This is a genomic window from Aeromonas sp. R4-2, from assembly GCF_040908295.1.
Lineage (GTDB): Bacteria > Pseudomonadota > Gammaproteobacteria > Enterobacterales > Aeromonadaceae > Aeromonas > Aeromonas veronii.
Genome location: NZ_JBFODL010000010.1, coordinates 85,582 through 108,093 on the forward strand (window position 1 = coordinate 85,582; position 22,512 = coordinate 108,093).

Annotated in this window: 19 protein-coding genes and 1 other RNA gene; 8 read left to right on the top strand and 12 right to left on the bottom strand. The window is 59.5% G+C overall.

What is annotated here, in order from left to right:
• The first annotated feature begins 103 nt into the window (after nucleotides 1–103).
• Nucleotides 104–916 carry a pyruvate, water dikinase regulatory protein gene (locus tag AB5Y99_RS07155; protein WP_005344832.1) on the top strand — a complete coding sequence of 271 codons (813 nt, stop codon included), beginning with the start codon at nucleotides 104–106 and terminating at the stop codon, nucleotides 914–916.
• 239 nt (nucleotides 917–1,155) lie between these two features.
• Here AB5Y99_RS07155 and AB5Y99_RS07160 read toward each other — a convergent pair whose 3' ends face one another.
• Nucleotides 1,156–1,491, bottom strand: a complete 336-nt coding sequence (locus tag AB5Y99_RS07160) for a hypothetical protein (protein ID WP_127007553.1) — start codon at nucleotides 1,489–1,491, stop codon at nucleotides 1,156–1,158.
• A gap of 347 nt (nucleotides 1,492–1,838) precedes the next feature.
• Here AB5Y99_RS07160 and AB5Y99_RS07165 point away from each other — a divergent pair, with 347 nt between their 5' ends.
• Complete coding sequence (locus AB5Y99_RS07165; protein ID WP_005352966.1) at nucleotides 1,839–3,221, top strand: amino acid permease; 1,383 nt, start codon at nucleotides 1,839–1,841, stop codon at nucleotides 3,219–3,221.
• 88 nt (nucleotides 3,222–3,309) lie between these two features.
• Here AB5Y99_RS07165 and AB5Y99_RS07170 read toward each other — a convergent pair whose 3' ends face one another.
• Nucleotides 3,310–3,636: a helix-turn-helix transcriptional regulator gene (locus AB5Y99_RS07170; RefSeq protein WP_058056143.1), complete on the bottom strand. Its 327-nt coding sequence runs from the start codon at nucleotides 3,634–3,636 to the stop codon at nucleotides 3,310–3,312.
• Nucleotides 3,637–3,742: 106 nt separating this feature from the next.
• On the opposite strand from AB5Y99_RS07170, the gene AB5Y99_RS07175 reads away from it, so the two are divergent.
• The gene (locus AB5Y99_RS07175) at nucleotides 3,743–4,813 is read left to right on the top strand and encodes a permease (protein ID WP_368209225.1); all 1,071 of its coding nucleotides are present in this window, start codon (nucleotides 3,743–3,745) and stop codon (nucleotides 4,811–4,813) included.
• 125 nt (nucleotides 4,814–4,938) lie between these two features.
• On the opposite strand, the gene AB5Y99_RS07180 is transcribed toward AB5Y99_RS07175, so the two are convergent.
• A complete protein-coding gene (locus AB5Y99_RS07180) occupies nucleotides 4,939–5,649 on the bottom strand; it encodes an HAD family hydrolase (RefSeq protein WP_139747419.1) in 711 nt (236 codons plus the stop codon).
• Between the two features lie 203 nt (nucleotides 5,650–5,852).
• Here AB5Y99_RS07180 and AB5Y99_RS07185 point away from each other — a divergent pair, with 203 nt between their 5' ends.
• On the top strand, nucleotides 5,853–7,406 hold the full coding sequence (locus tag AB5Y99_RS07185) for a methyl-accepting chemotaxis protein (RefSeq protein WP_368209228.1): 1,554 nt from the start codon (nucleotides 5,853–5,855) through the stop codon (nucleotides 7,404–7,406).
• A 91-nt stretch (nucleotides 7,407–7,497) separates the two neighbouring features.
• On the opposite strand, the gene gcvP is transcribed toward AB5Y99_RS07185, so the two are convergent.
• The 3 genes from gcvP to gcvT all read right to left on the bottom strand — a co-directional run bounded on the left by gcvP (nucleotide 7,498) and on the right by gcvT (nucleotide 12,244).
• Entirely contained in the window at nucleotides 7,498–10,374 is a 2,877-nt protein-coding gene (gcvP, locus tag AB5Y99_RS07190) for an aminomethyl-transferring glycine dehydrogenase (RefSeq protein WP_368209230.1), read from the bottom strand.
• 298 nt (nucleotides 10,375–10,672) lie between these two features.
• Nucleotides 10,673–11,062, bottom strand: coding sequence for a glycine cleavage system protein GcvH (gcvH, locus tag AB5Y99_RS07195; protein ID WP_005333898.1), 390 nt, complete (start codon nucleotides 11,060–11,062; stop codon nucleotides 10,673–10,675).
• 84 nt (nucleotides 11,063–11,146) lie between these two features.
• On the bottom strand, nucleotides 11,147–12,244 hold the full coding sequence (gene gcvT, locus AB5Y99_RS07200; protein ID WP_058056652.1) for a glycine cleavage system aminomethyltransferase GcvT: 1,098 nt from the start codon (nucleotides 12,242–12,244) through the stop codon (nucleotides 11,147–11,149).
• Here gcvT and AB5Y99_RS07205 point away from each other — a divergent pair.
• Nucleotides 12,221–12,448 carry a hypothetical protein gene (locus tag AB5Y99_RS07205; RefSeq protein WP_041915404.1) on the top strand — a complete coding sequence of 76 codons (228 nt, stop codon included), beginning with the start codon at nucleotides 12,221–12,223 and terminating at the stop codon, nucleotides 12,446–12,448. The two genes, gcvT and AB5Y99_RS07205, sit on opposite strands and share 24 nt — an antisense overlap.
• Before the next feature lie 212 nt (nucleotides 12,449–12,660).
• On the opposite strand, the gene AB5Y99_RS07210 is transcribed toward AB5Y99_RS07205, so the two are convergent.
• The 3 genes from AB5Y99_RS07210 to AB5Y99_RS07220 form a co-directional block, all read right to left on the bottom strand.
• Nucleotides 12,661–13,929 (bottom strand): FAD-dependent 2-octaprenylphenol hydroxylase, encoded by a 1,269-nt coding sequence (locus tag AB5Y99_RS07210; RefSeq protein ID WP_368209249.1) that lies wholly within the window; start codon nucleotides 13,927–13,929, stop codon nucleotides 12,661–12,663.
• A gap of 136 nt (nucleotides 13,930–14,065) precedes the next feature.
• Nucleotides 14,066–15,289, bottom strand: coding sequence for a 2-octaprenyl-6-methoxyphenyl hydroxylase (gene ubiH, locus AB5Y99_RS07215; protein ID WP_368209232.1), 1,224 nt, complete (start codon nucleotides 15,287–15,289; stop codon nucleotides 14,066–14,068).
• Nucleotides 15,290–15,466: 177 nt separating this feature from the next.
• Nucleotides 15,467–16,036, bottom strand: coding sequence for a UPF0149 family protein (locus AB5Y99_RS07220; protein ID WP_005333908.1), 570 nt, complete (start codon nucleotides 16,034–16,036; stop codon nucleotides 15,467–15,469).
• A gap of 173 nt (nucleotides 16,037–16,209) precedes the next feature.
• Between AB5Y99_RS07220 and zapA the strand changes: the two genes are divergently transcribed.
• Both zapA and ssrS read left to right on the top strand, forming a co-directional pair.
• Entirely contained in the window at nucleotides 16,210–16,542 is a 333-nt protein-coding gene (gene zapA, locus AB5Y99_RS07225) for a cell division protein ZapA (RefSeq protein ID WP_005333910.1), read from the top strand.
• 16 nt (nucleotides 16,543–16,558) lie between these two features.
• A non-coding RNA gene (ssrS, locus tag AB5Y99_RS07230) (6S RNA) lies at nucleotides 16,559–16,740 on the top strand.
• Nucleotides 16,741–16,904: 164 nt separating this feature from the next.
• On the opposite strand, the gene AB5Y99_RS07235 is transcribed toward ssrS, so the two are convergent.
• Together AB5Y99_RS07235 and fdhD are read right to left on the bottom strand one after the other, a co-directional pair.
• Nucleotides 16,905–19,196 carry an FdhF/YdeP family oxidoreductase gene (locus AB5Y99_RS07235; protein WP_368209234.1) on the bottom strand — a complete coding sequence of 764 codons (2,292 nt, stop codon included), beginning with the start codon at nucleotides 19,194–19,196 and terminating at the stop codon, nucleotides 16,905–16,907.
• Entirely contained in the window at nucleotides 19,183–19,989 is an 807-nt protein-coding gene (fdhD, locus tag AB5Y99_RS07240) for a formate dehydrogenase accessory sulfurtransferase FdhD (protein WP_164461710.1), read from the bottom strand. Before fdhD ends, AB5Y99_RS07235 begins: the two co-directional genes overlap by 14 nt.
• A gap of 161 nt (nucleotides 19,990–20,150) precedes the next feature.
• On the opposite strand from fdhD, the gene AB5Y99_RS07245 reads away from it, so the two are divergent.
• Entirely contained in the window at nucleotides 20,151–21,059 is a 909-nt protein-coding gene (locus AB5Y99_RS07245; protein ID WP_368209236.1) for a LysR family transcriptional regulator, read from the top strand.
• An 84-nt stretch (nucleotides 21,060–21,143) separates the two neighbouring features.
• Here the strand turns inward: AB5Y99_RS07245 and emrD are convergent, their stop codons facing one another.
• Nucleotides 21,144–22,340, bottom strand: coding sequence for a multidrug efflux MFS transporter EmrD (gene emrD, locus AB5Y99_RS07250; RefSeq protein ID WP_368209237.1), 1,197 nt, complete (start codon nucleotides 22,338–22,340; stop codon nucleotides 21,144–21,146).
• Nucleotides 22,341–22,512: the final 172 nt, after the last annotated feature.

Consider the following 22,512-nt stretch of genomic DNA (forward strand, 5'->3'; position numbering starts at 1 on the left):
ACTTGGGCACAGCAGACCGGTTGACAAAACTGGTATGGTTTCGGGAGATACTTCTCACCCCTTACCCCATGCGACCCCACCCGCGGTATCACAGGAGCCCTACGTGCACACCGTATTTTATGTTTCAGACGGCACCGCCATCACCGCCGAAGTGTTCGGCCACGCAGTACTGAGCCAGTTTCCGCTGGCCTTCGAGCAGATCACTATCCCCTTTGTGGAGACACTGGAGAAAGCCCGTCAGGTACGGATGCGGATCGACGAGCAGTTTCGCCAGACCGGGGTGCGCCCCATCCTGTTTCACACCATCGTCGACCCGCTGGTACGGGAAGAGGTACTGAAATCGGAGGCGTGCGGCCACGACTTTCTCAATACCTTCGTCAGCCCGCTGGAGCAGGAGCTGGGGGTAAAAGCCGAGCCCCGTCTCCACCGCACCCACGGCATGGAGAACCGCAAGCTCTATGACGATCGCATCGAGGCGGTTAACTTTGCGCTGGCCAACGACGATGGCATCACCACCAAAGAGTACGATGAGGCGGACATCATCCTGATCGGGGTCTCCCGCTGCGGCAAGACCCCCACCAGCCTCTATCTGGCGCTGCAGTTCGGCATTCGCGCCGCCAACTACCCCTTTATCGAGCAGGACATGGGGATGCTGGAGCTACCCGCCCCCCTCAAGGCCAACCGTCACAAGCTGTTTGGCCTCACCATAGCGCCGCAGCGGCTGCACGAGATCCGCAACCAGCGCCGTGCCAACAGCCGCTACTCCTCCATCGAACAGTGCGAGCAGGAGCTGGCCTGCGTGGAGAGGCTGTTTCGCCAGGAGGCGATCCGCTTCCTCGATACCAGCTCCCACTCGGTGGAGGAGATCAGCGCCAAGGTCCTCGAGGCAACCGGTCTGCGCCGCCAGCTCTGTTAAGCTAGCTTGACAGCTATCGACATCAACAAAAGATAAAAATTACAGTGTCTCGGCGAAAGTCAGCTGTTGTTAACTGCAATTCACATAGATGACAGTGAAAAGCATGGATAAAAAAGGGATAAACACCACAAATGCTTATCCCTCTTCTTGTCGACCTTGGCGTTGTGCCCTTGTCACCTGCTGCCAGTTAGCCGCTATTCGATTCCGTTCTGCTGCGCTCGGCAAACAGCCAGCGTTAACTAACGATTGAGCTCAGGGTTGTTCATCAACCGGGCATAAAAGGCCAGCAAACCGTGGCGCAGGCGAACCCGCTCCGCCAGCCAGCCGCCAACGAGCGCCCCTGTTACCCCACCAACCAGCAACAGCGACTGCCAGTAGTGCAGCAACTCCTGGTCACCGAGTAACAGCCAACCCAGCAACATAATCGCGGCCACCAGCAACAACAGCGGACTGGCAGCAATCCCTAACCAGAGCGCCACCAGCACACCCCGGGCAACCCCTTGTTGCAGCACGCTTTCGCGCTCTCTGTACTCCAACTCCCTGCACTCTTCCCTGTACTCTTGCTTGTTTGGCATCATTTGCATCCATTTGTGGCTTGGCACCACAAAAGCACACCAACAAGACAAAATGTCAACAAAACAGAATTCGATTGCACAAACATCAACCAAAAACTACCAATAAGCCTCTTCAAATCATGAAAAAGCTGCCTTTGGTACAAAATACGGCCATTAGAGATGGAAAATAGGTGCATTCATGGCGGATTATCACTATTCTGCTTCAGTTGCCAGCCAACACTAAAAATTGAAAACGGCATGGTGTAACGAAATAAATACAGATTTCGTCAGGTTTTGGCTACGCACTGCGGCCTGCTCAGGATGAGCCCAACACCGACCAGAGACAACAGAGACGTAAGGACAGACCCATGGATTTGAAACAAGACGGTGAGGAGCTGAAGCGCGGCCTTAAAAACCGCCACATTCAGTTGATTGCTTTGGGCGGCGCCATCGGCACCGGCCTCTTTCTGGGCATTGCCCAAACCATCAAGATGGCAGGCCCCTCAGTCCTTCTGGGTTATGCCATCGGCGGCTTTATCGCCTTCCTGATCATGCGCCAGCTCGGTGAAATGGTGGTGGAAGAGCCGGTAGCCGGCTCCTTCAGCCACTTTGCCTACAAATACTGGGGTGAGTTTGCCGGTTTTGCGTCCGGCTGGAACTACTGGGTGCTCTACGTGCTGGTGAGCATGGCCGAGCTGACCGCGGTGGGCATCTATGTCCAGTACTGGTGGCCCGAGATCCCGACCTGGATGTCGGCAGCCTTCTTCTTCGTGCTGATCAACGCCATCAACCTCTCCAACGTCAAAGCGTTTGGCGAAATGGAGTTCTGGTTTGCCATCATCAAGGTGGTTGCCATCATCGGCATGATTGGCTTTGGCGGCTATCTGCTCCTCTCCGGTGCCGGCGGCCCCGAGGCAAGCGTCACCAACCTGTGGGCCCAAGGCGGCTTCTTCCCCAACGGCATCAGCGGTCTGGTGATGGCGATGGCGGTGATCATGTTCTCCTTCGGCGGTCTCGAGTTGGTGGGCATTACCGCCGCGGAAGCGGACAACCCCGAGAAGAGCATTCCCAAGGCAACCAATCAGGTGATCTACCGCATCCTCATCTTCTACATCGGCGCTCTGGCTATCCTGATGTCCCTCTACCCCTGGGGTAAAGTGGTGGAAGGCGGCAGCCCGTTCGTGATGATTTTCCACGCACTGGACAGCAATCTGGTCGCCACCGTACTCAACATCGTGGTGCTGACGGCGGCACTGTCGGTCTACAACAGCTGCGTCTACTGCAACAGCCGGATGCTGTTCGGTCTGGCCAAACAGGGCAACGGCCCGAAAGCCCTGCTCAAGACCAACAAGAGCGGCGTGCCGCTGGTTGCCCTCTCAGTCTCGGCCATCGCCACCCTGCTCTGCGTGCTGATCAACTACCTGATGCCGGGCAAAGCCTTCGGTCTACTGATGGCGCTGGTGGTCTCCGCACTGGTGATCAACTGGGCGATGATCAGCCTCGCGCACCTCAAGTTCCGCAAGGCCAAGGTCGCAGAGGGCGTCCAGCCCAAGTTCAAGGCGTTCTGGTATCCCTTCGGCAACTATCTCTGCCTCGCGTTCATGGCCGGTATTCTGGTGATCATGTATATGACCCCCGATTTCCGCATCTCGGTCGAACTGATCCCCGCCTGGCTGGTGGTACTGGGCATTGGCTTTGTCATCAAGCGCAAAGGACAGGCCCAAAGCAAGGTTGCAGCCAATCTGGGTTAATACCCGCAGCTGAGAAAAACAATGCAAAACGCCGATCGGATGATCGGCGTTTTTTTATTGCGAGCAGCACGACTAGCAGCCGTAGCCCTCAGGAAGGCAGCCCTTGCCTTTGATCTTGCCGATGCTCCGGGCTGTTGACGCAACACTCATCGCGGAAAAAGGCGATGATCTCCTCCAACACCGCGTATTGAGAGACGCAAAGCAGGGTGCGACTCTCCCGGTTTTGCTTCACCAGCCCCACCGAGACCAGCGCCGCGATATGGTGGCTAAGGGTGGAAGCGGGGATCGCCAGCTGCTTTTGCAGCTCACCCACCGGCAGCCCCTGCTCTCCCGCCTTGACCAGATGCTTGAAGATAAACAGCCGGGTCGGATGACCCAGCTCTTTCAATGCCTTGGCGACCTCTTCCAGTTGCATCTTTGCGCTCTCCACAAATGTGATATTTCGATAATACCAGAAATATCTTGACCGGCCATTCATTTCGATTATTTTGGAAATATAGAAACCAAGTGAGGATACGACAATGAATGAGTGGTTAACCATGCTGACCGATGCAGCCCAGATGTTCCTGTTTCTGGTTGTCGAGCTGTCGGTTCTGTTTCTGGTCATTAGCGCCGGGGTCAGCCTGATCCGTCAGAAGATCCCCGACGAGAAGATCCAGCGGATGCTGGGGGCGAGACATGGCAAGGGCTATCTGCTCTCGGCCCTGCTCGGTGCCGTCACCCCCTTTTGCAGTTGTTCCACCATCCCCATGCTGAGAGGGCTGCTCTCGGCCAAGGCTGGCTTTGGCCCCACCCTCACCTTCCTGTTTATCTCGCCACTGCTGAACCCCATCATCGTCGGCTTGATGTGGGCCACCTTTGGCTGGAAAGTGACCCTGCTCTACGCCGTGATCGCTGCCAGCGTCTCCATCATGGCGAGCATGCTGCTCGACAGGCTCGGGTTCGAGCGCCATGTCATCGACCCCAAAGAGGCCACCCCCTCTTGCGGTAGCGACTGTAGCCCGGCGACCCGCGCCACAACTCAAACAAATTGCAGTGACAACCAACGCAGTGCCATTCGCGCAATCAAACCCCTCAACGGGCCAGCGTGCTGCCCGGCTCCGCAACCAGAGATGGCAGAACAGGCTACCCTCCCCTGCTGCGGCGATGGCACGGCTGCCCTGACCAGAGCGCCACTGCTCCCCACCGCCTGGGTCCAGGCTCGCATCGATGCCTGGCAGCAGTTCAAAACGGTATTGCCCTTCCTGCTGCTGGGGGTGCTCATCGGCTCGTTTATTTACGGTTTTATTCCGGCCGAGTGGATCGCCGCCCATGCTGGTACCGACAACCCGCTGGCCATTCCATTCAGCGCCATCGTCGGGATCCCGCTCTACATCCGTGCCGAGGCCGTGATCCCGCTGGCGTCGGTACTACTGGGCAAAGGGATGGGAATGGGCGCCGTCATGGCGCTGATCATCGGCAGTGCCGGCGCCAGCCTGACCGAGGTGATCCTGCTCAAATCCATGTTCAGAACCCCGATGATTGCGGCCTTCCTTACCGTGATCCTCGGCATGGCGATACTGATGGGCTACCTGATACAACTGCTGTTTTAAGTCGCCCATCATTAAACAGACAGGGTGTTAAGCCAGCAGAGTGTGAAACCATCAGGCTTCCCATAGACAAACGCCGATCAACTGATCGGCGTTTGTCTATTCCGTACGGCAATCTGCAACCGGCGTTACAGATATTGCCCGACGATGGGGAGCAGATCCTCGACGTCACGGGCGATATGGTCGGGTTGGTGTTCCCAGCGCTCCGGGGTCGCGCGGCTATAGGCGACAGCCACCGATATCACACGGCTCTGCTCGCCAAGCGCCGCTTGCAAATGACGGGCAAACTGCACATCCGCTTCATGGTCACCGATATAGATCAGCGACTGGCACCTGGCTGGGCCGAAGATAGACTCCAGACATTTGAGGCCACCGTAAGGATGGGGTTTTTGCTGCTGTCCGGGCACGTCATCATAGCCGACCACAGCCTTGAACAGGCTGTTCACGCCATGCTGCTCCAGAACCCGGCGAATATTCTTTTGGGAGTTCTGCGAACAAATTCCGTGGGGAATGGCAGAGAAATGGTCAATCACCGCCTCCAGCCCCGCAAAAAACCGCACCTCGGTCCGGTTCATCTCCTGATGCTTGGCCCACAGACTGCCAGCCAGCACCATCTCGTCCCGCGACAAACCGTAGTAATCCATATAGAGCGCCTGCCAGTTCTTGGCGGCGTGATTGGCATGGTGATATTCCGCTTCGCTGCGCAGATAGCGCGGCAGATGTTCTCCGGTCAGATGGGGGGCGACCTCAGCCAGGATCTGCTTGGTGATATCGATATTCTTCGGCACCGAATTGACCAGAGTACCGTCATAATCCCATAAAATCGCATCCAACTTCATTGCGTTACCTGTCTCGCTTCACAGCCATAAGTCACGCCATGTTACTTGGCTTGCCTCCCCTCGCCAAACCGCGCTGTAAAAATGTGAGACCCATCCCGTCCCCACGCAGTAGCACAAGAGTTAATGTGCAACAACACAATAAATGAACATCCTCTGCCATACTCAGACGAAGTATTCCGTTACGCCGAAACCGGAGTCTGATCATGGTAACCAGCTCGCTTCACACCACAGATACCGAGGTTGAATTTGCCGACGATATCCAGTTGGTATCGACGACCGATCTCAAAGGGGACATCACCTACGCCAATCCGGCGTTTTGTCAGGTGGCAGGCTATCGCCTGGAAGAGATGTTGGGGCAGCATCACAATCTGGTGCGCCACCCCGACATGCCCAAGGCAGCGTTTGCCGATCTCTGGGCCCACCTGCAGGCGGGTAAACCATGGCGAGGGATGGTAAAAAACCGCTGCAAAGATGGTCGCTATTATTGGGTTGATGCCTATGTCACCCCGATTTATGAAGATGGCAAGATGGTGGGTTACCAATCCGTCCGCTGCCGCCCCGCCGCAGAGCACAAAGCGCGTGCCAGCCAGATGTACAAAACCCTTAAAGCCCGTGAAACCGGCTCTGCCATTCACATGGGCCTGCGTCAACTCACGCCGGCCATGATGACCATCCCCCTGCTGCTCGTCAGCGTGATCAGCGCGCTCTGGCTGATCTCACCGCTGCAGGCGCTCTGGGTAATCATACCCCTCTTCGCAACAATCTGGTTCAATCGCCACCCTCTCTTCCTAACGCCGCGATTCTTGCAGCAGCTCGAGCAGGATTACGACAGCATCAGCCGCCTTATCTTCTCGGGGGATGCCCCCCACAGCATCGCCGATTTCCATATCAAACTCGGGCAAGCGAAGATCCGTACCGTACTCGGCCGGGTGGATGACACCACGGCTTCGCTCAATGCCATGGCCAATGACCTGCGCGGCTCCGCCTCGCTGGCCAGCCAGGATATCTCTTCGCAAGACACGCAGATCCAGCAGATTGCCACCGCCGTCACCCAGATGGCTTCGGCCGCCGAGGAGATCAACCGCAATATTCAAGACAGCAACAGCCAGATTGAAGAGGCCCGTAGCCACTGCATCACCACCAGCACCCAGCTTTCGGAAGCAGGAGCAGAGATGTCGGCGCTTGCTACTCAAGCGGAGCAAGCCTTTCAGTCAGCCGTCGAACTGGCGAGCGAATCCGAGCGGATCGGCACCATCATGAGCGAAATTCGCGGCATTGCAGATCAAACCAACCTGCTGGCGCTCAATGCCTCCATCGAAGCCGCACGGGCAGGCGATCAGGGGCGCGGCTTTGCAGTGGTGGCGGACGAGGTTCGCAGCCTGTCGACCAGAACCCATAAGGCGACAGAGCAGATCCAGAACAGCATTGGCCATATCCAGCAAACCCTGGGGGGATGGAAAGAGATGATGCATCTCAATGTGACCAGAACCAACGCCTGCCTCGCCACCACCCGGGCAAGCACCGGCAACCTGAATCAGGTTGTGGTCGAGATAGACAAGGTCTCTGATTTTTCCAACCAGATCACCGCCGCGGCCACCGAGCAACAAGCGGTCATCGAGGAGATCAGTCGCAATATCAACCAGATATCCTCGCTCTCTCACGATAACAGTCTCAAAATCGATCAGGTGAGTGAAACCAGTGCCAACTTGCAGAGCAAAGCGAGCCAGCTCAAGGACTTAAGCCGGACATTCGGATAGCAGCATGCAGATAAAGTCCATGTAAACGAAGGGCCACCCGTCTGGGTGGCCCTGTTGTTTATAAGGCTTAACTGTAGCTCCTAAACGCCACTTACTTGGCGTAATCCTCGGTCGGGATACAGGCACAGAACAGGTTGCGATCGCCGTAGACGTCGTCGATACGGTTCACTGACGGCCACAACTTGGCGGCGCGCACGGCGTCGGACGGGAAGACAGCCTCGGCGCGGCTGTAGCCACGGGACCACTCTGCATCCATCACGTCATCCTGCGTGTGCGGCGCATGGACCAGCGGGTTGTCGGCGAGGCTCCACTGCCCCTCCTGCACCTTGGCAATCTCGGCGCGGATAGAAGTCATCGCCTCGACGAAGCGATCCAGTTCGCGCTTGGATTCCGACTCGGTCGGCTCGACCATCAGGGTGCCCGCTACCGGGAAGCTCATGGTCGGCGCGTGGAAGCCGTAGTCCATCAGCCGCTTGGCCACGTCCATCTCGCTGATGCCGGAAGCCTCCTTGAGCGGACGGATATCCAGAATGCACTCGTGAGCGACCCGACCGTTGCGCCCGGAATAGAGCACCGGGAAGGATTCACCCAGTTTCTTGGCCAGATAGTTGGCATTGAGGATGGCCACCTGAGTGGATCTCTTCAGTCCTTCGTCACCCAGCATGGCGATGTACATCCAGCTGATGGGCAGGATGCTGGCCGAACCGAACGGTGCAGCCGACACGGCGCCGTTGTTGCGGCTCTCCTTGTCGGTCTTGACTACGGCGTGACCGGCCACGAACGGTGCCAGATGTTTCTTCACGCCGATGGGGCCCATGCCCGGGCCGCCACCGCCATGAGGAATGGCGAAGGTCTTGTGCAGGTTGAGGTGAGAGACGTCCGCCCCGATAAAGCCCGGCGCCGTCAACCCGACTTGCGCGTTCATGTTGGCGCCGTCGAGGTAGACCTGACCACCGTGCTGGTGAACGATGTCGCACACCTCCTTGATGGTCTCCTCATACACCCCGTGGGTGGAGGGGTAGGTCACCATCAGGCAGGAGAGTTGCTCCCCCGCCTCGGCCGCCTTGGCGCGCAGATCGTCCAGATCCACGTTGCCCGACTTGTCACAGGCGGTGACGATCACCTTGAGCCCCGCCATCTGGGCAGAGGCCGGGTTGGTGCCGTGGGCAGAGGCCGGAATGAGGCAGATGTCGCGATGCCCCTCACCGCGGGACTCATGGTACTTCTTGATGGCCAAGAGACCAGCGTACTCGCCCTGAGCACCGGAGTTGGGCTGCATGCAAACCGCATCGTAACCGGTCACTTTCACCAGCCAGTTTTCGAGGTCGGCCAGCAGCAGCTGATAGCCCTTGGCCTGCGCCAGCGGAGCAAACGGGTGCAACTTGCCGAACTCGGGCCAGGTCACCGGGATCATCTCGGCGGTGGCGTTGAGCTTCATGGTGCAGGAGCCGAGCGAAATCATGGCGTAGTTGAGCGCCAGATCTTTCGCTTCGAGGCGATGGATATAACGCAGCATCTCGGTTTCGGAGTGGTACTTGTTGAACACCTCGTGGGTCAGCACGGCATCGGTGCGCAGCAGATCCTGCGGGATGGCATGATGAGCCTGAGCCGCCTTGTCGAGGGCCTCGATATCGAGCCCGTGACCTTGACCGAGGAAGACTTCGAACAGCTCGGCCACATCAGCGCGGGTGGTGGTTTCAGAGAGGGACACCCCTACCGAGCCATCCAGATCGGCGCGCAGGTTGATGCCCAGCCCCTCGGCTTTGGCAATCAGCGCCGCCTTGTCAGCAGTTTGCACGGTCAGGGTATCGAACCAGCTGGCATGCTTGAGGGCCACCCCCTTGGCCTTGAGGCCAAGCGCCAGAATGGTAGTGAGACGGTGCACGCGGGAGGCGATGGTTTTCAGTCCCACCGGGCCGTGATAGACGGCGTAGAAGCTTGCCATGTTGGCCAGCAGCACCTGAGCGGTACAGATGTTGGAGTTGGCCTTCTCGCGGCGGATATGCTGCTCGCGGGTCTGCATCGCCATACGCAGCGCGGCCTTGCCGCGGGCATCCTTGGAGACACCAATGATACGGCCCGGCATGGAGCGCTTGTAGGCATCGCGGGTGGCGAAGAAGGCGGCGTGGGGGCCACCGTAACCCATGGGCACACCAAAGCGCTGGGCGGAGCCCAACACCACATCGGCGCCCAGCTCGCCCGGGGATTTGAGCAGCAGCAGGGAGAGCAGGTCGGCGCTGACGCAGGCCAGCCCTTTCTGGGCCTGTACCGCGGCAATCAGGGCGCGCAGATCTTTCACCTCACCTGTGGTGGTGGGGTACTGGAACAGGGCACCGAACACCTCTTCGCTCACCGCGTCGCTCGCGGCGCCAACCGCCACGTCGAAACCAAAGTGAACCGCGCGCTCCTTAACCACGTCGATCACCTGCGGGTGCACGTCATCGGCCACGAAGAAGAGGTTGGATTTGGACTTGGCCATCCGCTTGGCCAGCGCCATCGCCTCGGCGGCGGCGGTCGCTTCATCCAGCAGGGAGGCACTCGCCAGATCCATGCCGGTCAGATCCAGCGTCAGCTGCTGGAAGTTGAGCAGGGCTTCGAGACGGCCCTGTGCCAGCTCGGGCTGGTAGGGGGTGTAGGCGGTATACCAACCCGGATTTTCCAGCACGTTACGCAAAATGACGTGGGGCACATGGGTATCGTGATAACCCATGCCGATATAGCTCTTGGCAATCTTGTTCTGAGCGGCATAGCCCTTGAGCTTTGCCAGCGCCTCCACTTCGGTCATGCCGGCACCGATCCCCAGCGGACCCGGCAGGCGAATGGCGGCGGGCACGGTCTGTTCAATCAAATCGTCCAGGCTTTCGGCCCCAACGGTCGCCAGCAGCTGGCGCAGCTCTTCCTCGCCCGGGCCGATATGGCGGCGGACAAAATCGGTTTTTTGCTCGAGTTCAAACAGTGACTGGGTCATTTCCCTATTTCCTGATAAATAAGTCCTGGCATGACATCCTGATAACCAAGACCTGATGTTCCTGATCGTCGGCTGATACCGACTCCACTCATGTTCTGGGTCCCGCAGACAGGGCGCGGCACCGGATGCTGCGGCAGCATCGAGAGGGGATCGCCTTGTTGCGAACCGGCCTGTTTGCCCCTAGGCTCCCAGGCTGGCAAACGGCAGGCGCGGACGACTTCACCCTTCCACCGGCCGGTGCTTGCCCGGCTGGCTGTCATACAAAGGGGCCCTGCTGTGTTGGCAGGGCCCGGGGGCATTACTCTTCGTCCACCACGTTCTGGTAGCCTTCGGCATCCAGCAGGTTGGCCAGCTCGCTCTCGTCATCGAGCTTGATGCGGAACAGCCAGCCAGCGCTGTAGGGGTCGGAGTTGACCAGCTCGGGGCTCCCTTCCAGCTCTTCGTTAACGGCAATGATCTCGCCGCTCACCGGGCTGTAGATGTCGGAGGCCGCCTTGACCGACTCGGCCACGGCGCAGTCGTCACCGGCACTGACCTGCTTGCCCACTTCCGGCAGCTCGACAAACACCATGTCACCCAGCAGCTCCTGGGCGTGCTCGGTGATACCGACCACGGCCTCGCCGTTGGCTTCAACACGGATCCACTCGTGGGAAGTGGCATATTTCAGTTCGCTCGGGATATGGCTCATTTGTGCTTCCTTTGATCTTTGAGTCGCGTTTAAAAACGAATATGAAAAGGGATGGGGGAGGCACTGCCCTCCCCCAAGACGGTATTAAACCAGCTTCTGGCCGTTACGGACGAAAGCGGGCTTGGTGACCTTCACGGTGACCAGCTTCTTGCGGATCTCCACCTCGGCCAGCTCACCGATATCGCGGGGCACCCGCGCCAGGGCAATACTGTAGCCCAGGGTGGGGGAGAAAGAGCCGGAGGTGATCACACCTTCCCGCTTCTCACCGTTTGCCGCGGTGAAGGTAACGGGCATACCGGCACGCAGCACCCCTTTCTCTTCCATCACCAGACCCACCAGCTTGGGCTGGTTGCCCGCCGCTTTCTGCGCTTCCAGCACGTCACGGCCGATGAAATTGCGATCGCTCGGCTCCCAGGCGATGGTCCAGGCCATGTTGGCGGCGAGTGGAGAGATTGACTCGTCCATATCCTGACCGTAGAGGTTCATCCCCGCCTCGAGGCGCAGGGTATCGCGAGCACCGAGACCACACGGGGCCACGCCGTTATCCAGCAGCGCTTGCCACAGCTCGCAGGCTTTCTCTTGCGGCACTACGATTTCATAACCATCTTCGCCGGTGTAGCCGGTAGTGGCGATAAAGAGATCGCCAGCCTGCACGCCGAAGAAGGGTTTCATCCCCACCACGGCGGTACGCTGGGCGGCGCTCAGCACGGCCGCAGCCTTGACCTTGGCGTTGGGGCCCTGCACCGCAATCATCGCAAGCTCCGGACGCTCGGTCACTGTGATGTCGAAATCGATGGCGTGATGGCGGATCCATGCCAGATCCTTCTCGCGGGTAGCGGAGTTGACCACCAGCCGGTAGAAGGTATCGGTGAGGTAATAGGTGATGAGGTCATCGATCACGCCGCCTTCCGGATTGAGCATGCCACTGTAGAGGGCCTTGCCGGGGGCAGTGAGTTTGGCCACGTCGTTGGCCAGCAGGTGTTGCAGAAAGGCTTTAACCCGTTCGCCGGTCAAATCGACGATGGTCATGTGGGAGACATCGAACATACCGGCATCGCTGCGCACCGCGTGGTGCTCTTCCAGCTGGGAGCCGTAGTTGATGGGCATTTCCCAACCGTGGAAGTCCACCATCTTGGCGCCGGCTTCCAGGTGTTTGGGATGCAGTACAGTAGTCTGGATCATCGCATTCTTTCCTTAGCAAAAAGCCTTTTCGCTTTGGCGACCACCCTTGCGACCCGCGCCACCGCTCTGACTGCACTGCGTGCAACAAAAAGCGACCGGATCCAAAAGTGTGTGCTCGCTCCTGCCCTTGCCAGGCAAGAGGGATTCCTTGAACGGAGCGGATTATATGACAAGCAGGCGAGCGTGCCGCTCAAAAAAAACTAATCCCCTCCCGTAAAACTGACTCCAGACACTAAGATAAATGCAGTGATAAAAACAGCCATAAGCCGACTCAGGCGAGATTAAATTTTGATTTTTACCGTTTCGTCACAATTTGCAGAAAAACGTTTCGCTCCAGAGCAAAATTAAAGGCTGACACCCAAAACGGGTCATCAGCCTTGTCGGATTACTTTTGCTGTCAAAAATGGCAAGTAATATTAGTTTTTTTCACCCTTGGCCTGCATGGCACTGCCCTTGGTCGCCGCAACGACCCAGTCAGGACGGGCCAATGCGGGCAACTCGCCCTCCAGCCCCATGGCGGCGCGGATCACCCCCTCCTTGAAGGGCGTCAGCAGATTGGCTGCCCGCAATCCCACGCCCCGCACCAGCTTCTTGAGCGGGTTGGCCCCGCTGAACAGCCGCTTGAGCCCTTCCATCGCAGCGAGCATGCGAGCCGCTTCGCTCTTGCGCCAGCGCTCGTAGCTGCGCAGGTTGGCGAGCAGGCCGATATCCTCGCCCGCGGCATGATTTTGCAAGATCTGCTCCGCCAGCGCGGCAGCATCCAGCAGGCCAAGGTTGACCCCCTGCCCCGCCAGCGGATGGATGGTATGGGCGGCATCTCCCACCAGCACCAGCCGCTCGCGGGCAAAGTCGCGAGCATAGCGGGCGGTAAGAGGAATCGCGCTGCGCGGCCCCTCCACCTTGCACAGACCGAGCCGTGCATCGAAGGCGGCGGTAAGCTGGCGATTGAACTGCTCGTCATCGCAGGCGCAGAGCGCCTCGGCGCGGGCCGCAGGCAGCGACCAGACGGTGGAGCAGAGGTTCTCTTGCCACAGCGGCAAAAAGGCGAGCGGGCCATCCGGGGTGAAGATCTGGCGAGCAACCGCTTCATGGGGTTCGGCGCAGCGCACCGTCGCCACCAGGGCGTGGTGGCCATAATCCCAGCTGGTGAGCGGGATATCGGCCTGACGGCGCACCCAGGAGTGGGCGCCATCGGCAGCCACCACCAGTTTGGCAGAGATGGCCTGACCATCTTCAAGGAGCAACAAGGCGCCCGCCGGGCCGCTCTGCAGGCTCTTGGCTCTGGCGGGGGTCAGCAGCTGGATATTGCTGGCACCTTCAATCGCCTCAAGCAGCGTCAGCTGGATCACCCGATTCTCGACGATGTGGCCGAGGTTGGCCTGACGCAGGCTGGCGGCATCGAAGTCGATATGGCCGAAACTGTCCTGCTCCCACACCGCCATCTTGTCATAGGCCTGCAGGCGGCGCGCTTTAATGCCGTCCCAGGCGCCGACATGGCGCAGGATCTGCTGGCTGGCCAGACTCAGGGCGCTGACCCGATTATCGGCCACCTCCCCCAGCTGCGGGTCGGGCAGTTGCCCCTCCACCACCAGTACCTTGAGGGCGCTATGTTTCAAGGCCGCAGCGAGCCCAAGCCCCACCATGCCGCCACCGACAATCACCACATCCACATTTTGCATCTGCATCATCTCATCCTTTCAGGGCTGACCGGCTGGCCAGCGAGGGGACACCCGCAGGCATCACCTCTTTATTCAATAGGTTTTGATCAACGAATGGCGGTCACCATCTTCCGGTCAACAGGTTCCACTCAACAAGTGCGGGCTAGTTGCCGCACACATCAGCGACAAAGCCCAGGGTGCGCGAGGCAAGCGGCGCCTTGAGGCACGGGAATCGCCCCATAAGGGTGAGCGCCAGATTGCGCCCCGCCACCAGCGGATCGTGGCTGTTGGAGAAGAGCTGGGCCAGCGAAGAGGTGAGCCAGACGGTCTGCTCCTGATCGCGCTGACGCTGCTGCCAGTAGCCACTCAGTACCTTGAAGCTGCCGATATCCTCCCCCTCTGCCAACGCGTTGGCTACGGCACCGGTAAGCAGGTCCAGATCCCGCATCCCGAGGTTGAAGCCCTGCCCGGCGATAGGGTGCAGGGCATGAGCAGCATTACCGACCAGCACGGTACGCTGGGCCAGCGGGTAGTCGCAGGCTGTCAGAATGAGCGGATAGACGTGACGCACACCACATCGCTCGAAGCGGCCGAGCCGCCAGCCAAAGGCCTGCTGCAGACGAGCAAGAAACGCCACCTCATCGAGGGCCATCAGCTCATCCACCTCATGCTGCCCGACGCTCCATACCAGCGAGGAGAGCCCATCCTGCATCGGCAGCAGGGCCAGCGGCCCCCCTTCGGTAAAACGCTCGAAGGCGCATCCCTCTGGGTCTTGCGCCGTTTTGACCGTGGCGATGATGGCGTGCTGCTCAAAGTCGTGGCGGGTCACCGGCAACTTGAAGTGCTGACGCACAAAGGAGTTGCCGCCGTCTGCCGCCACCAGCAGGCGGGTCTCAATCTGTTCACCGTCCTCAAGGGTGAGGGTCACCTTCTCCTCATCGGGCACAATCTCGCTCACCCGTGCCGGACAACAGACCCGGATATTGGGAGAGACCGCCATCGCCCGTTGCAGCTCATGACCGGCAGCTGCAAGCTCGATCACCTGGCCCAGCGCGGGCAGACCGTATTCAGCGGCCGACAGGCGAGCCTGACCGAAGTGGCCCCGATCCGAGACATGAATCTGGGTAATGGGAGCGCAATGGGGGACAAACAGCGGCCAGAGTCCGCGTCGCAACAGCGCATCACAGGTACCGGCCGAGAGCGCAATGGCGCGGGCGTCGAACCCTGAATGGGTGTGCTGTTCGGGGACGCTTGCCTCCAGCAGCAGGATCTCGAGGGGGGAGCCATCGGATCGGAGCAGGGCCGCCAGCGAGAGGGCCAGCACGGCACCGCTCATTCCACCGCCGACCAGGGTGACATCGACCTGTCGCACATCAGATTGAGACATAAGCAGAGAGGAAGAAGTGAAAAAGGTGGCCTCATGCTATCACAAAGCCGCTGGCCGAATGCGAGGTCACCGGCAAAAAACCGGTTGCGCCTCACAGGGTTAGCCACCACAAGGAAATAAAAAAGAGCGCCATCAGGCGCTCTTGCAGATTCAGTAAGGGTCGCGTTGACCCGCACCTCAATGCAGGGTCGGCGGCGCGCTCGGGGTATCGGGGCGCTTGCCAAACTCTTCGAATGCCATCATGACACCCAGTTTGACGTGTTCGTAGAGCACCAGGAAGGAAGCTTCGTTCTCGTCATCTTCCTGATCGAACTCGGCAGAGACCTGAGTGATGCTGGCGATATCCTGGATCATCTCCTGCAGCTCTTCCGACGCGCGGGAGAGCTCCTGCTGCACCACGCCAAAACCGGCCAGAAATGCCTGTGACCAGTCCACCAGCGAATCGATGCGCTCATCGAGGGGAGCATCATCGCTTGGCAGCAGCAGCTCGACGCCCTTCTGGGCCATCAGGCTCTCGACCACATTGTGATAAAGATCGGTCATCACCTGGCGCACCGGGGCCGGCAGGCCGAAACCGTCGTTCACCAGATCGTTGAAATGGGGCAGCCAACTCTTGTCGTCCAGTGCCACACCGCCGCACACCAGACCGCAGATCACACCATGGGCCTCTACTGCGCTGGCCATCAGCTCATGTTGTTCCATGATGTCGGCCACTGCCGCATATTTAAGGGGGTTCGTTTTGCTCATCGAGGATCCGCTCAAAGTTCAGTCAAATTTGCAGAATTAATGGTCAGGATCCTAGCATTCTCCCTCTTCCAGAGCCAGCAAGGCCTTGAAACTTATGCATCTGCGCTATATAGTCCCGCCCAGTTGTCCACGTGGATAAAGGCGGAAATCAGCTCCGCCGTATTGAGGAAGGCATGAGCACAGAGGCCGTAGAAATCGTCATTTTGGGACGTCCCTACAAGGTATCCTGTCCCTTGGGACAGCAGGATGCCCTGCGCCAGGCCGCCGAGCAGCTGACCGACAAGTTGATCGACCTGCGTCAACGCTCCAAAGTCTCCAGCAACGAGCAATTGGCTATCATGGCGGCGCTTAATTTCTGTCATGAGCTCTGCCTTGAAAAAGAGAAGAACCACCAATACTCTGAGACCATGGACAAGCGGATCAAGATGCTGCAGCGCACCATCGAAGCGGCCCTGATCGAGCACGGACAATATGGTGATTCCAGCGAAGAGGGGCAACAGCCCTAATCGCAAACCGTTTTAAAATTCCCTGGGATGTTTGTCAGCCGGTTCAAGTCCCCGAGCCGATATTCATACCAAACAGGGGATCTGCCTTCTGGCTATTGCGCATGCTCGGCACGACCGAGAAGCCTGCGGTCAGATCCGATCCCCGCCTTGAACCGACGGTTCAAGGGCCCAAACCGGCAACGGCATCTCGGGGTACCAACAGCAAAAGCCCGTCACTCATGTGACGGGCTTTTTCTTTGCCTGATGATCAACGAACCCTACCCCTTTCAGAGCTGAAAAATGCCTCGGATGAAAAGCTCACCCGGGGCATCACCGCATTCACTGTGCAGGCTGTGTTAGCGCAGCCAGTCGCGTTAGCACTTTTATTTGACCAGCAACAGGTTCTCCGGCTGGCGGGAGGCTGTCACCAGCACCGGAATGGACTTGGAGGTGGGGGTAAACGAACCGGCGCCGATACTGTCGATAGGCACTAGCGGATTGGTTTCCGGATAGTAGGCCGCGATGTTGCCACGCGGGATCTCGTAGATCACCACCACAAAATCCGTCACGCTGCGCTCACGCCCATCGTTGCAGATGGCCGCCATATCGACCTTGTCCCCTTCGGCAAAACCGAGGCGACGGGCATCCCCTTCGTTCATGAACACCACGTTGCGCTGGCCCTTGATGCCGCGATAACGGTCATCCATGCCATAGATGGTGGTGTTGTACTGATCGTGAGAGCGCAGGCTCTGCAACAGCAGGACTGGCTGATCGCGCATCTGTTCGGCATGGCGGGTACACTCCGGCAGCACTGATTGCGGCAGGGTGCTGGCACGAAACTCGGCGCTGCCACTGGGGGTATTCCACGTCAGTTGCGCGGCTGAGTTATCGAGATGAAAACCGCACGGCTGCTGGATGCGGGCATTGAAATCGGCAAAGCCGACGATGGTCTGTTCGATAAGATCGCGGATGCGGCCATAATCATCGCGCAGAGACAGCCAGTCGACCCGCTCGCTGCCCACGGTGGCATGAGCCATCCGCGCGACTATGTCGGTTTCGGAGAGGCAGAGCTGCGATACCGGCTCGGCTGCGCCGGTCGAGGCGTGCACCATGCTGAAGGTGTCCTCCACCGTGATCTTCTGGTTGCCGCTGCGCTGGATATCGAGCTCGGTACGGCCAAGGCAAGGCAGGATCAGTGCCGCCTTGCTCACCTGCAGATGGCTGCGGTTGAGCTTGGTGCTGATCTGCACGTTGAGCTCGGCCTTTTTCATCGCCCCATAGGTGAAGTCGGTATCGGGCGCCGCTGCCGCCAAGTTGCCACCCAGGCAAATAAGCACCTTGCTCTTGCCCTCGTGCAGCGCCTTGAGCGCCTCATAGACATTGTGACCACGAGCCCGTGGCAGGCTCACCTGCAGGTGATGCTCGAGCCGGTCGATAAAGGCGGCAGTGGGTTTTTCGTTGATCCCCATAGTGCGATTGCCCTGCACATTGCTGTGGCCCCGCACCGGGCAGAGCCCCGCTCCCGGCTTGCCAATCTGGCCGCGCATCAGGTGCAGGTTGACGATTTCACGGATGGTATCGACCGAGTGCAGATGCTGGGTCACCCCCATGGCCCAGCAACTGATGATGCGCTGGCTTGCTGCAAATACCCGGGCCGCCTGCACGATCTCGGCGCGAGTCAGGCCGGATTGTTGCTCGATCGCCGCCCAGTCGGTGGCTCGCACCTGCGCCTCATACTCGTCAAAGTGGCGGGTGTGGCGGGCGATAAAGTCGCGATCCACCGCCTCTGGCGCCTCTTCCAGGATGTACTTGGCCATGCCGCGGATGGCGGCCATGTCACCACCCAGTTTCGGCGTCAGGTATTGGTGGCTGATGGTAGTGGCCGCCGGGGTCAGCAGTTCAAGCGGGCTCTGCGGGCTGGCGAAGCGCTCCAGCGCCACCTCTTTCAAGTTGTTGAAGCTGACGATCTTGCAGCCGCCGCGCGCTGCCTGGCGCAGGGCATTCATCATGCGCGGGTGGTTGGTACCCGGATTCTGGCCATAGACGAACACCGCATCGGCCTGGTCGAAGTCATCCAGCACCACAGTGCCCTTGCCGATGCCGACCGACTGGATCAGCGCCACCCCGCTCGCCTCGTGGCACATGTTGGAGCAGTCGGGGAAGTTGTTGGTGCCAAACAGGCGACCAAACAGCTGATAGAGGTAGGAAGCTTCGTTGCTGGCACGCCCCGAGGTGTAAAACTCCACCTCGTCCGGGCTATTTAGCCCCTTGAGAGTGTCGGCAATCAGGGTGAAGGCGTCGTCCCAGCTTACCGGCTCGTAGTGATCGGTCGCCGGGTTGTAGCGCATCGGCTCGGTCAGCCGCCCCTGATACTCGAGCCAGTAGTCACTCTGGCTGGCCAGCTGGCGCACCGAGTGGGCGGCGAAAAACTCGGCCCCCACCGTCTTGCCGGTAGACTCCCATGCCACCGCCTTGGCGCCGTTCTCACAGAACTGGAAGGTGCCGTGGTCGTTGTCACCCCAGGCACAGCCCGGGCAATCGAAGCCGTCGGTCTGGTTGACCCGCAGCAGGTTCTTGATGTTCTGACGGGTCTTCTGGCTGCGCAGCACCTGTTTCATGGTGGATTGCAGGGACGAAAAACCGCCGGCTTTGGCGGGCTTTTCAATATGACTCATGGCACTCTCCGATGGGATCCGCCGGGCGATAGCTGGAATAGCTCACCGGGGCATCAAACTTGGGAATATGAACGACGTTGAGGTTGTATTTGAGGGCCAGCCTGATTGCCAACTGGCTGGGCGATGCCAGACAGATGAGATGACGGGCACCGAAGCGGGCGGCTTTTTGCACCAGCTCGCTGCCGCAGCGGCTGGTCACCACCAGGGTGTCGCACGCACTTTGCTGACGTAGCAGCAGGCCGATCAGCTTGTCGAGGGCATTGTGGCGCCCGATATCTTCCCGGCAGTGGAGGATCCGGCCCTCGGCATCCAGCGCCAGCGCCGCATGCAGGGCACCGTGTTGCTGTCCCTTGAGCTGCCACTGGGCGATCTGAGCACGCAGCCCCGCCAGCAAGGCCCCATTCAGCGGCGGTGTCAGCGGCAACACCGGCAATGCGGGCAGCGCCTGCTCCACCGCCGCTACGCCGCAGATGCCGCAGCCAGTTGCCCCGGTCAGCCGACGCTTGTTCTCAGCCAAAGCAGCCAGGGAGCGGTTGGCAATGGTCACATCCAGCACAATACCCTGTTCGGCTGGCGCGACCTGGATGTCGTGGACTTCGTGGTTATGCCGGATGATCCCCTCACCAAACAGAAAGCCGACCGCAAAGTCGTCGAGATCGTCCGGGGTCGCCATCATCACCGCGTGGTTGATGCCATTGATGTTGATGGCGACGGCTACCTCCTCCACCAGATGATCCAGTGAAGGCGAGGCAGGCAAATTGACGGGGATGTCGACAGGCGTGTAGGCAGGCATGCAGGTTGGCCTAAAAATGCAAACTGCATTCAAGTTTAGAGAGGCGACTGACGCAAAACCAATGAAATAAATCTATATCCTGATAGAGTTGTTCTATCGAAGATGTTTTTTCAATTGATTAATTCTTCAATAGCCGGTTCCACTGCCTCCACTACAACCAGATGAACATCAAGCAACTTCACTACTTTCACGAGCTGGCCAAACACCAGCATTTTGCCAAAGCGGCCAAAGCCTGCCACATCACCCAACCAACCCTCTCGGCCAGCATTACTGCCCTGGAAAAGAGTGTCGGCACCGATCTGGTGGTACGCACCAGCCAGTTTGTCGCCCTGACCGAGGCCGGCGAGCTGGTGCGCCAGTATGCCGAGCGGATGTTGCTGGAGCAGGAGGCACTCAAACAGGAGCTGGCGCTGTTTCATGGCGAACTCTCCGGCACCCTGCGCATCGGCATCGTGCCGCAGTCCAATCTCGACATCATGCCGTTTATCGCACGCTGCAAGCAGCGCTATCCCGATATCGTCATTCGCCTGTCGGTGCTCAGCAACGAAGCGCTGCTGTCACAGCTGGAGTTGCATCAGTGCGATATCGGACTGGGATTTGATGAACCGGTTGGCGGAGCTGGCCGGCGCGCCTTTCATGTCTACCCGCAAGGCGCCAACCAGATGGCGGTGCTGATGAACCGTAACGAAGCGGATCTGTACCCGCACAGCGGTGACATTGCGCTTGCTGAACTGCAGCAACAGCCGTTGGTGCTGCCCAGCCGTACCATGCAATTTCGTCAGTATCTGGATCGCGCCGCCGAGCAGGGAGGAACCTCGCTCAACGTGGTACTGGAGACCGACTCGCTGTTCCATCTGGTCAGCGCCGTACGCCACCGGCTGGGCTGGGCCATCGTCAGCGCAGGCCTTGCCCGCTCTGCCAGCAAGCTCTCGGATCTCGTTTGCCTGCCACTCGCTCCACTGGAGAATATCGGCCATACCGCCTTTCTGACCCGCCAGCAGAGCATCACCCCCGCCATGCGCGCCTTTCTGGAACTGGTGGCAGAAGGTGAACCGGCAAACGCACCTTGACGCAGGCCGAGCAGTAGACCGCATTAGGTTCTGGCAAAGAAAAAGCCCGCCAGAAGGCGGGCATTCAGAGTGCAAGCGCGGGCATCAAATCGCCATCTGCTCGTGCGGCGAGCCGTGGTGGCGCAGCCAGACAAAACTCAGCGCCACGATCAGCACCATCAGGGTCATGATGGCCCCCAGGGTCACCTGTCCAGTCATCGGGAAACCGGCGGCCAGCAGGGTCAACACGCCCGCCCCCAGATTCTGCATCCCGCCGAGAATGGCCCCCGCGGTGCCGGCCTGACCTGGGAAGGGCTCGATGGCACAGGAGGTGGCGGTCGGGTAGAGAATACCGCTACCGATGAAGTAGACAGCCGCACCACCAACCAGCGAGGCGGCACTCACCACTCCGAATAGCCCCGGCACCAGAATGATGAGGGAGCCGAGCGCCAGAAAGGCGATCCCCAGACGCATCAGCTTGCCCTGAGTCAAACGGAAGCTCAGCTTGGCAGAGAGCCAGGCCCCGAACAGATAGCCGGGCAGCGGCAGCACGAACAGCACGCTCACGGTGCGGGCGCTCAGTTTCAGCACATCGCCGAGCAGCACACCGGCCGCCGCTTCAAATACCGCGAGTCCCGCAAAGGTCGCCATCAGGCAGAGCAGGTTGCCCTGAAACTTGGGGTTGCCCAGCACATGGCGATAGGCAGCACCGACGCGCAGTGGCTGACGGGCAGCAGCAGGCAGCGTCTCACCAAACCAGGCCATGATCGCCAGAGTGGCTACGGCACCAAAACCGAACAGGAACCAGTAACCGGCGCGCCAGTTGAACAGCTCGGTCAGCCAGCCACCCAGCACCGGGGCCAGCAGCGGGGAGAAGATCACCCCCATGCTCACCAGACTGTTGGCGCGGTTGAGCTCGGCACCATTGTAGCGATCGCGCATCACGGTACGGCTCATGGCGCCACCGGCACCGGTACCCAGCCCCTGAATAAAGCTGCCCACCAGCAGGGCGGCAAAATGGGGGATGACCTGAATGATCAGGGTGCCCACCAGAAACACCATCATGCCGACGATCAGCACCGGACGACGACCGATGCGATCCGACAGCGGCCCGTAGACAAACTGGGAGAGGCCATAGGGGATCAGGTAACAGGCCATCACCGCCTGCAACTGGCCCGAGGCCACATTGAAGTCCCCCGCCATCATGGGAATGGAGGGGACATAGAGGGTCTGGGTCATCTGGCCCACAGCGACCATCAGAATGGTCAGTAAAAACAACGGATAAAAACTGTGCCGATCCATATCAGTCCCAAAAAATCGAAAAAATGCTGCCGCCCTCTGGCACAAAATGGCCCAGAGGAATCTGATCACAGAGGCTGTGATGCAATCAAAAACAGTGTTGGAAACAGTAGGCGGGGAGCCCGCCAGACCACCGCACAGGACGCTTGGTGGTATGGGGGCATCATAGTGATTC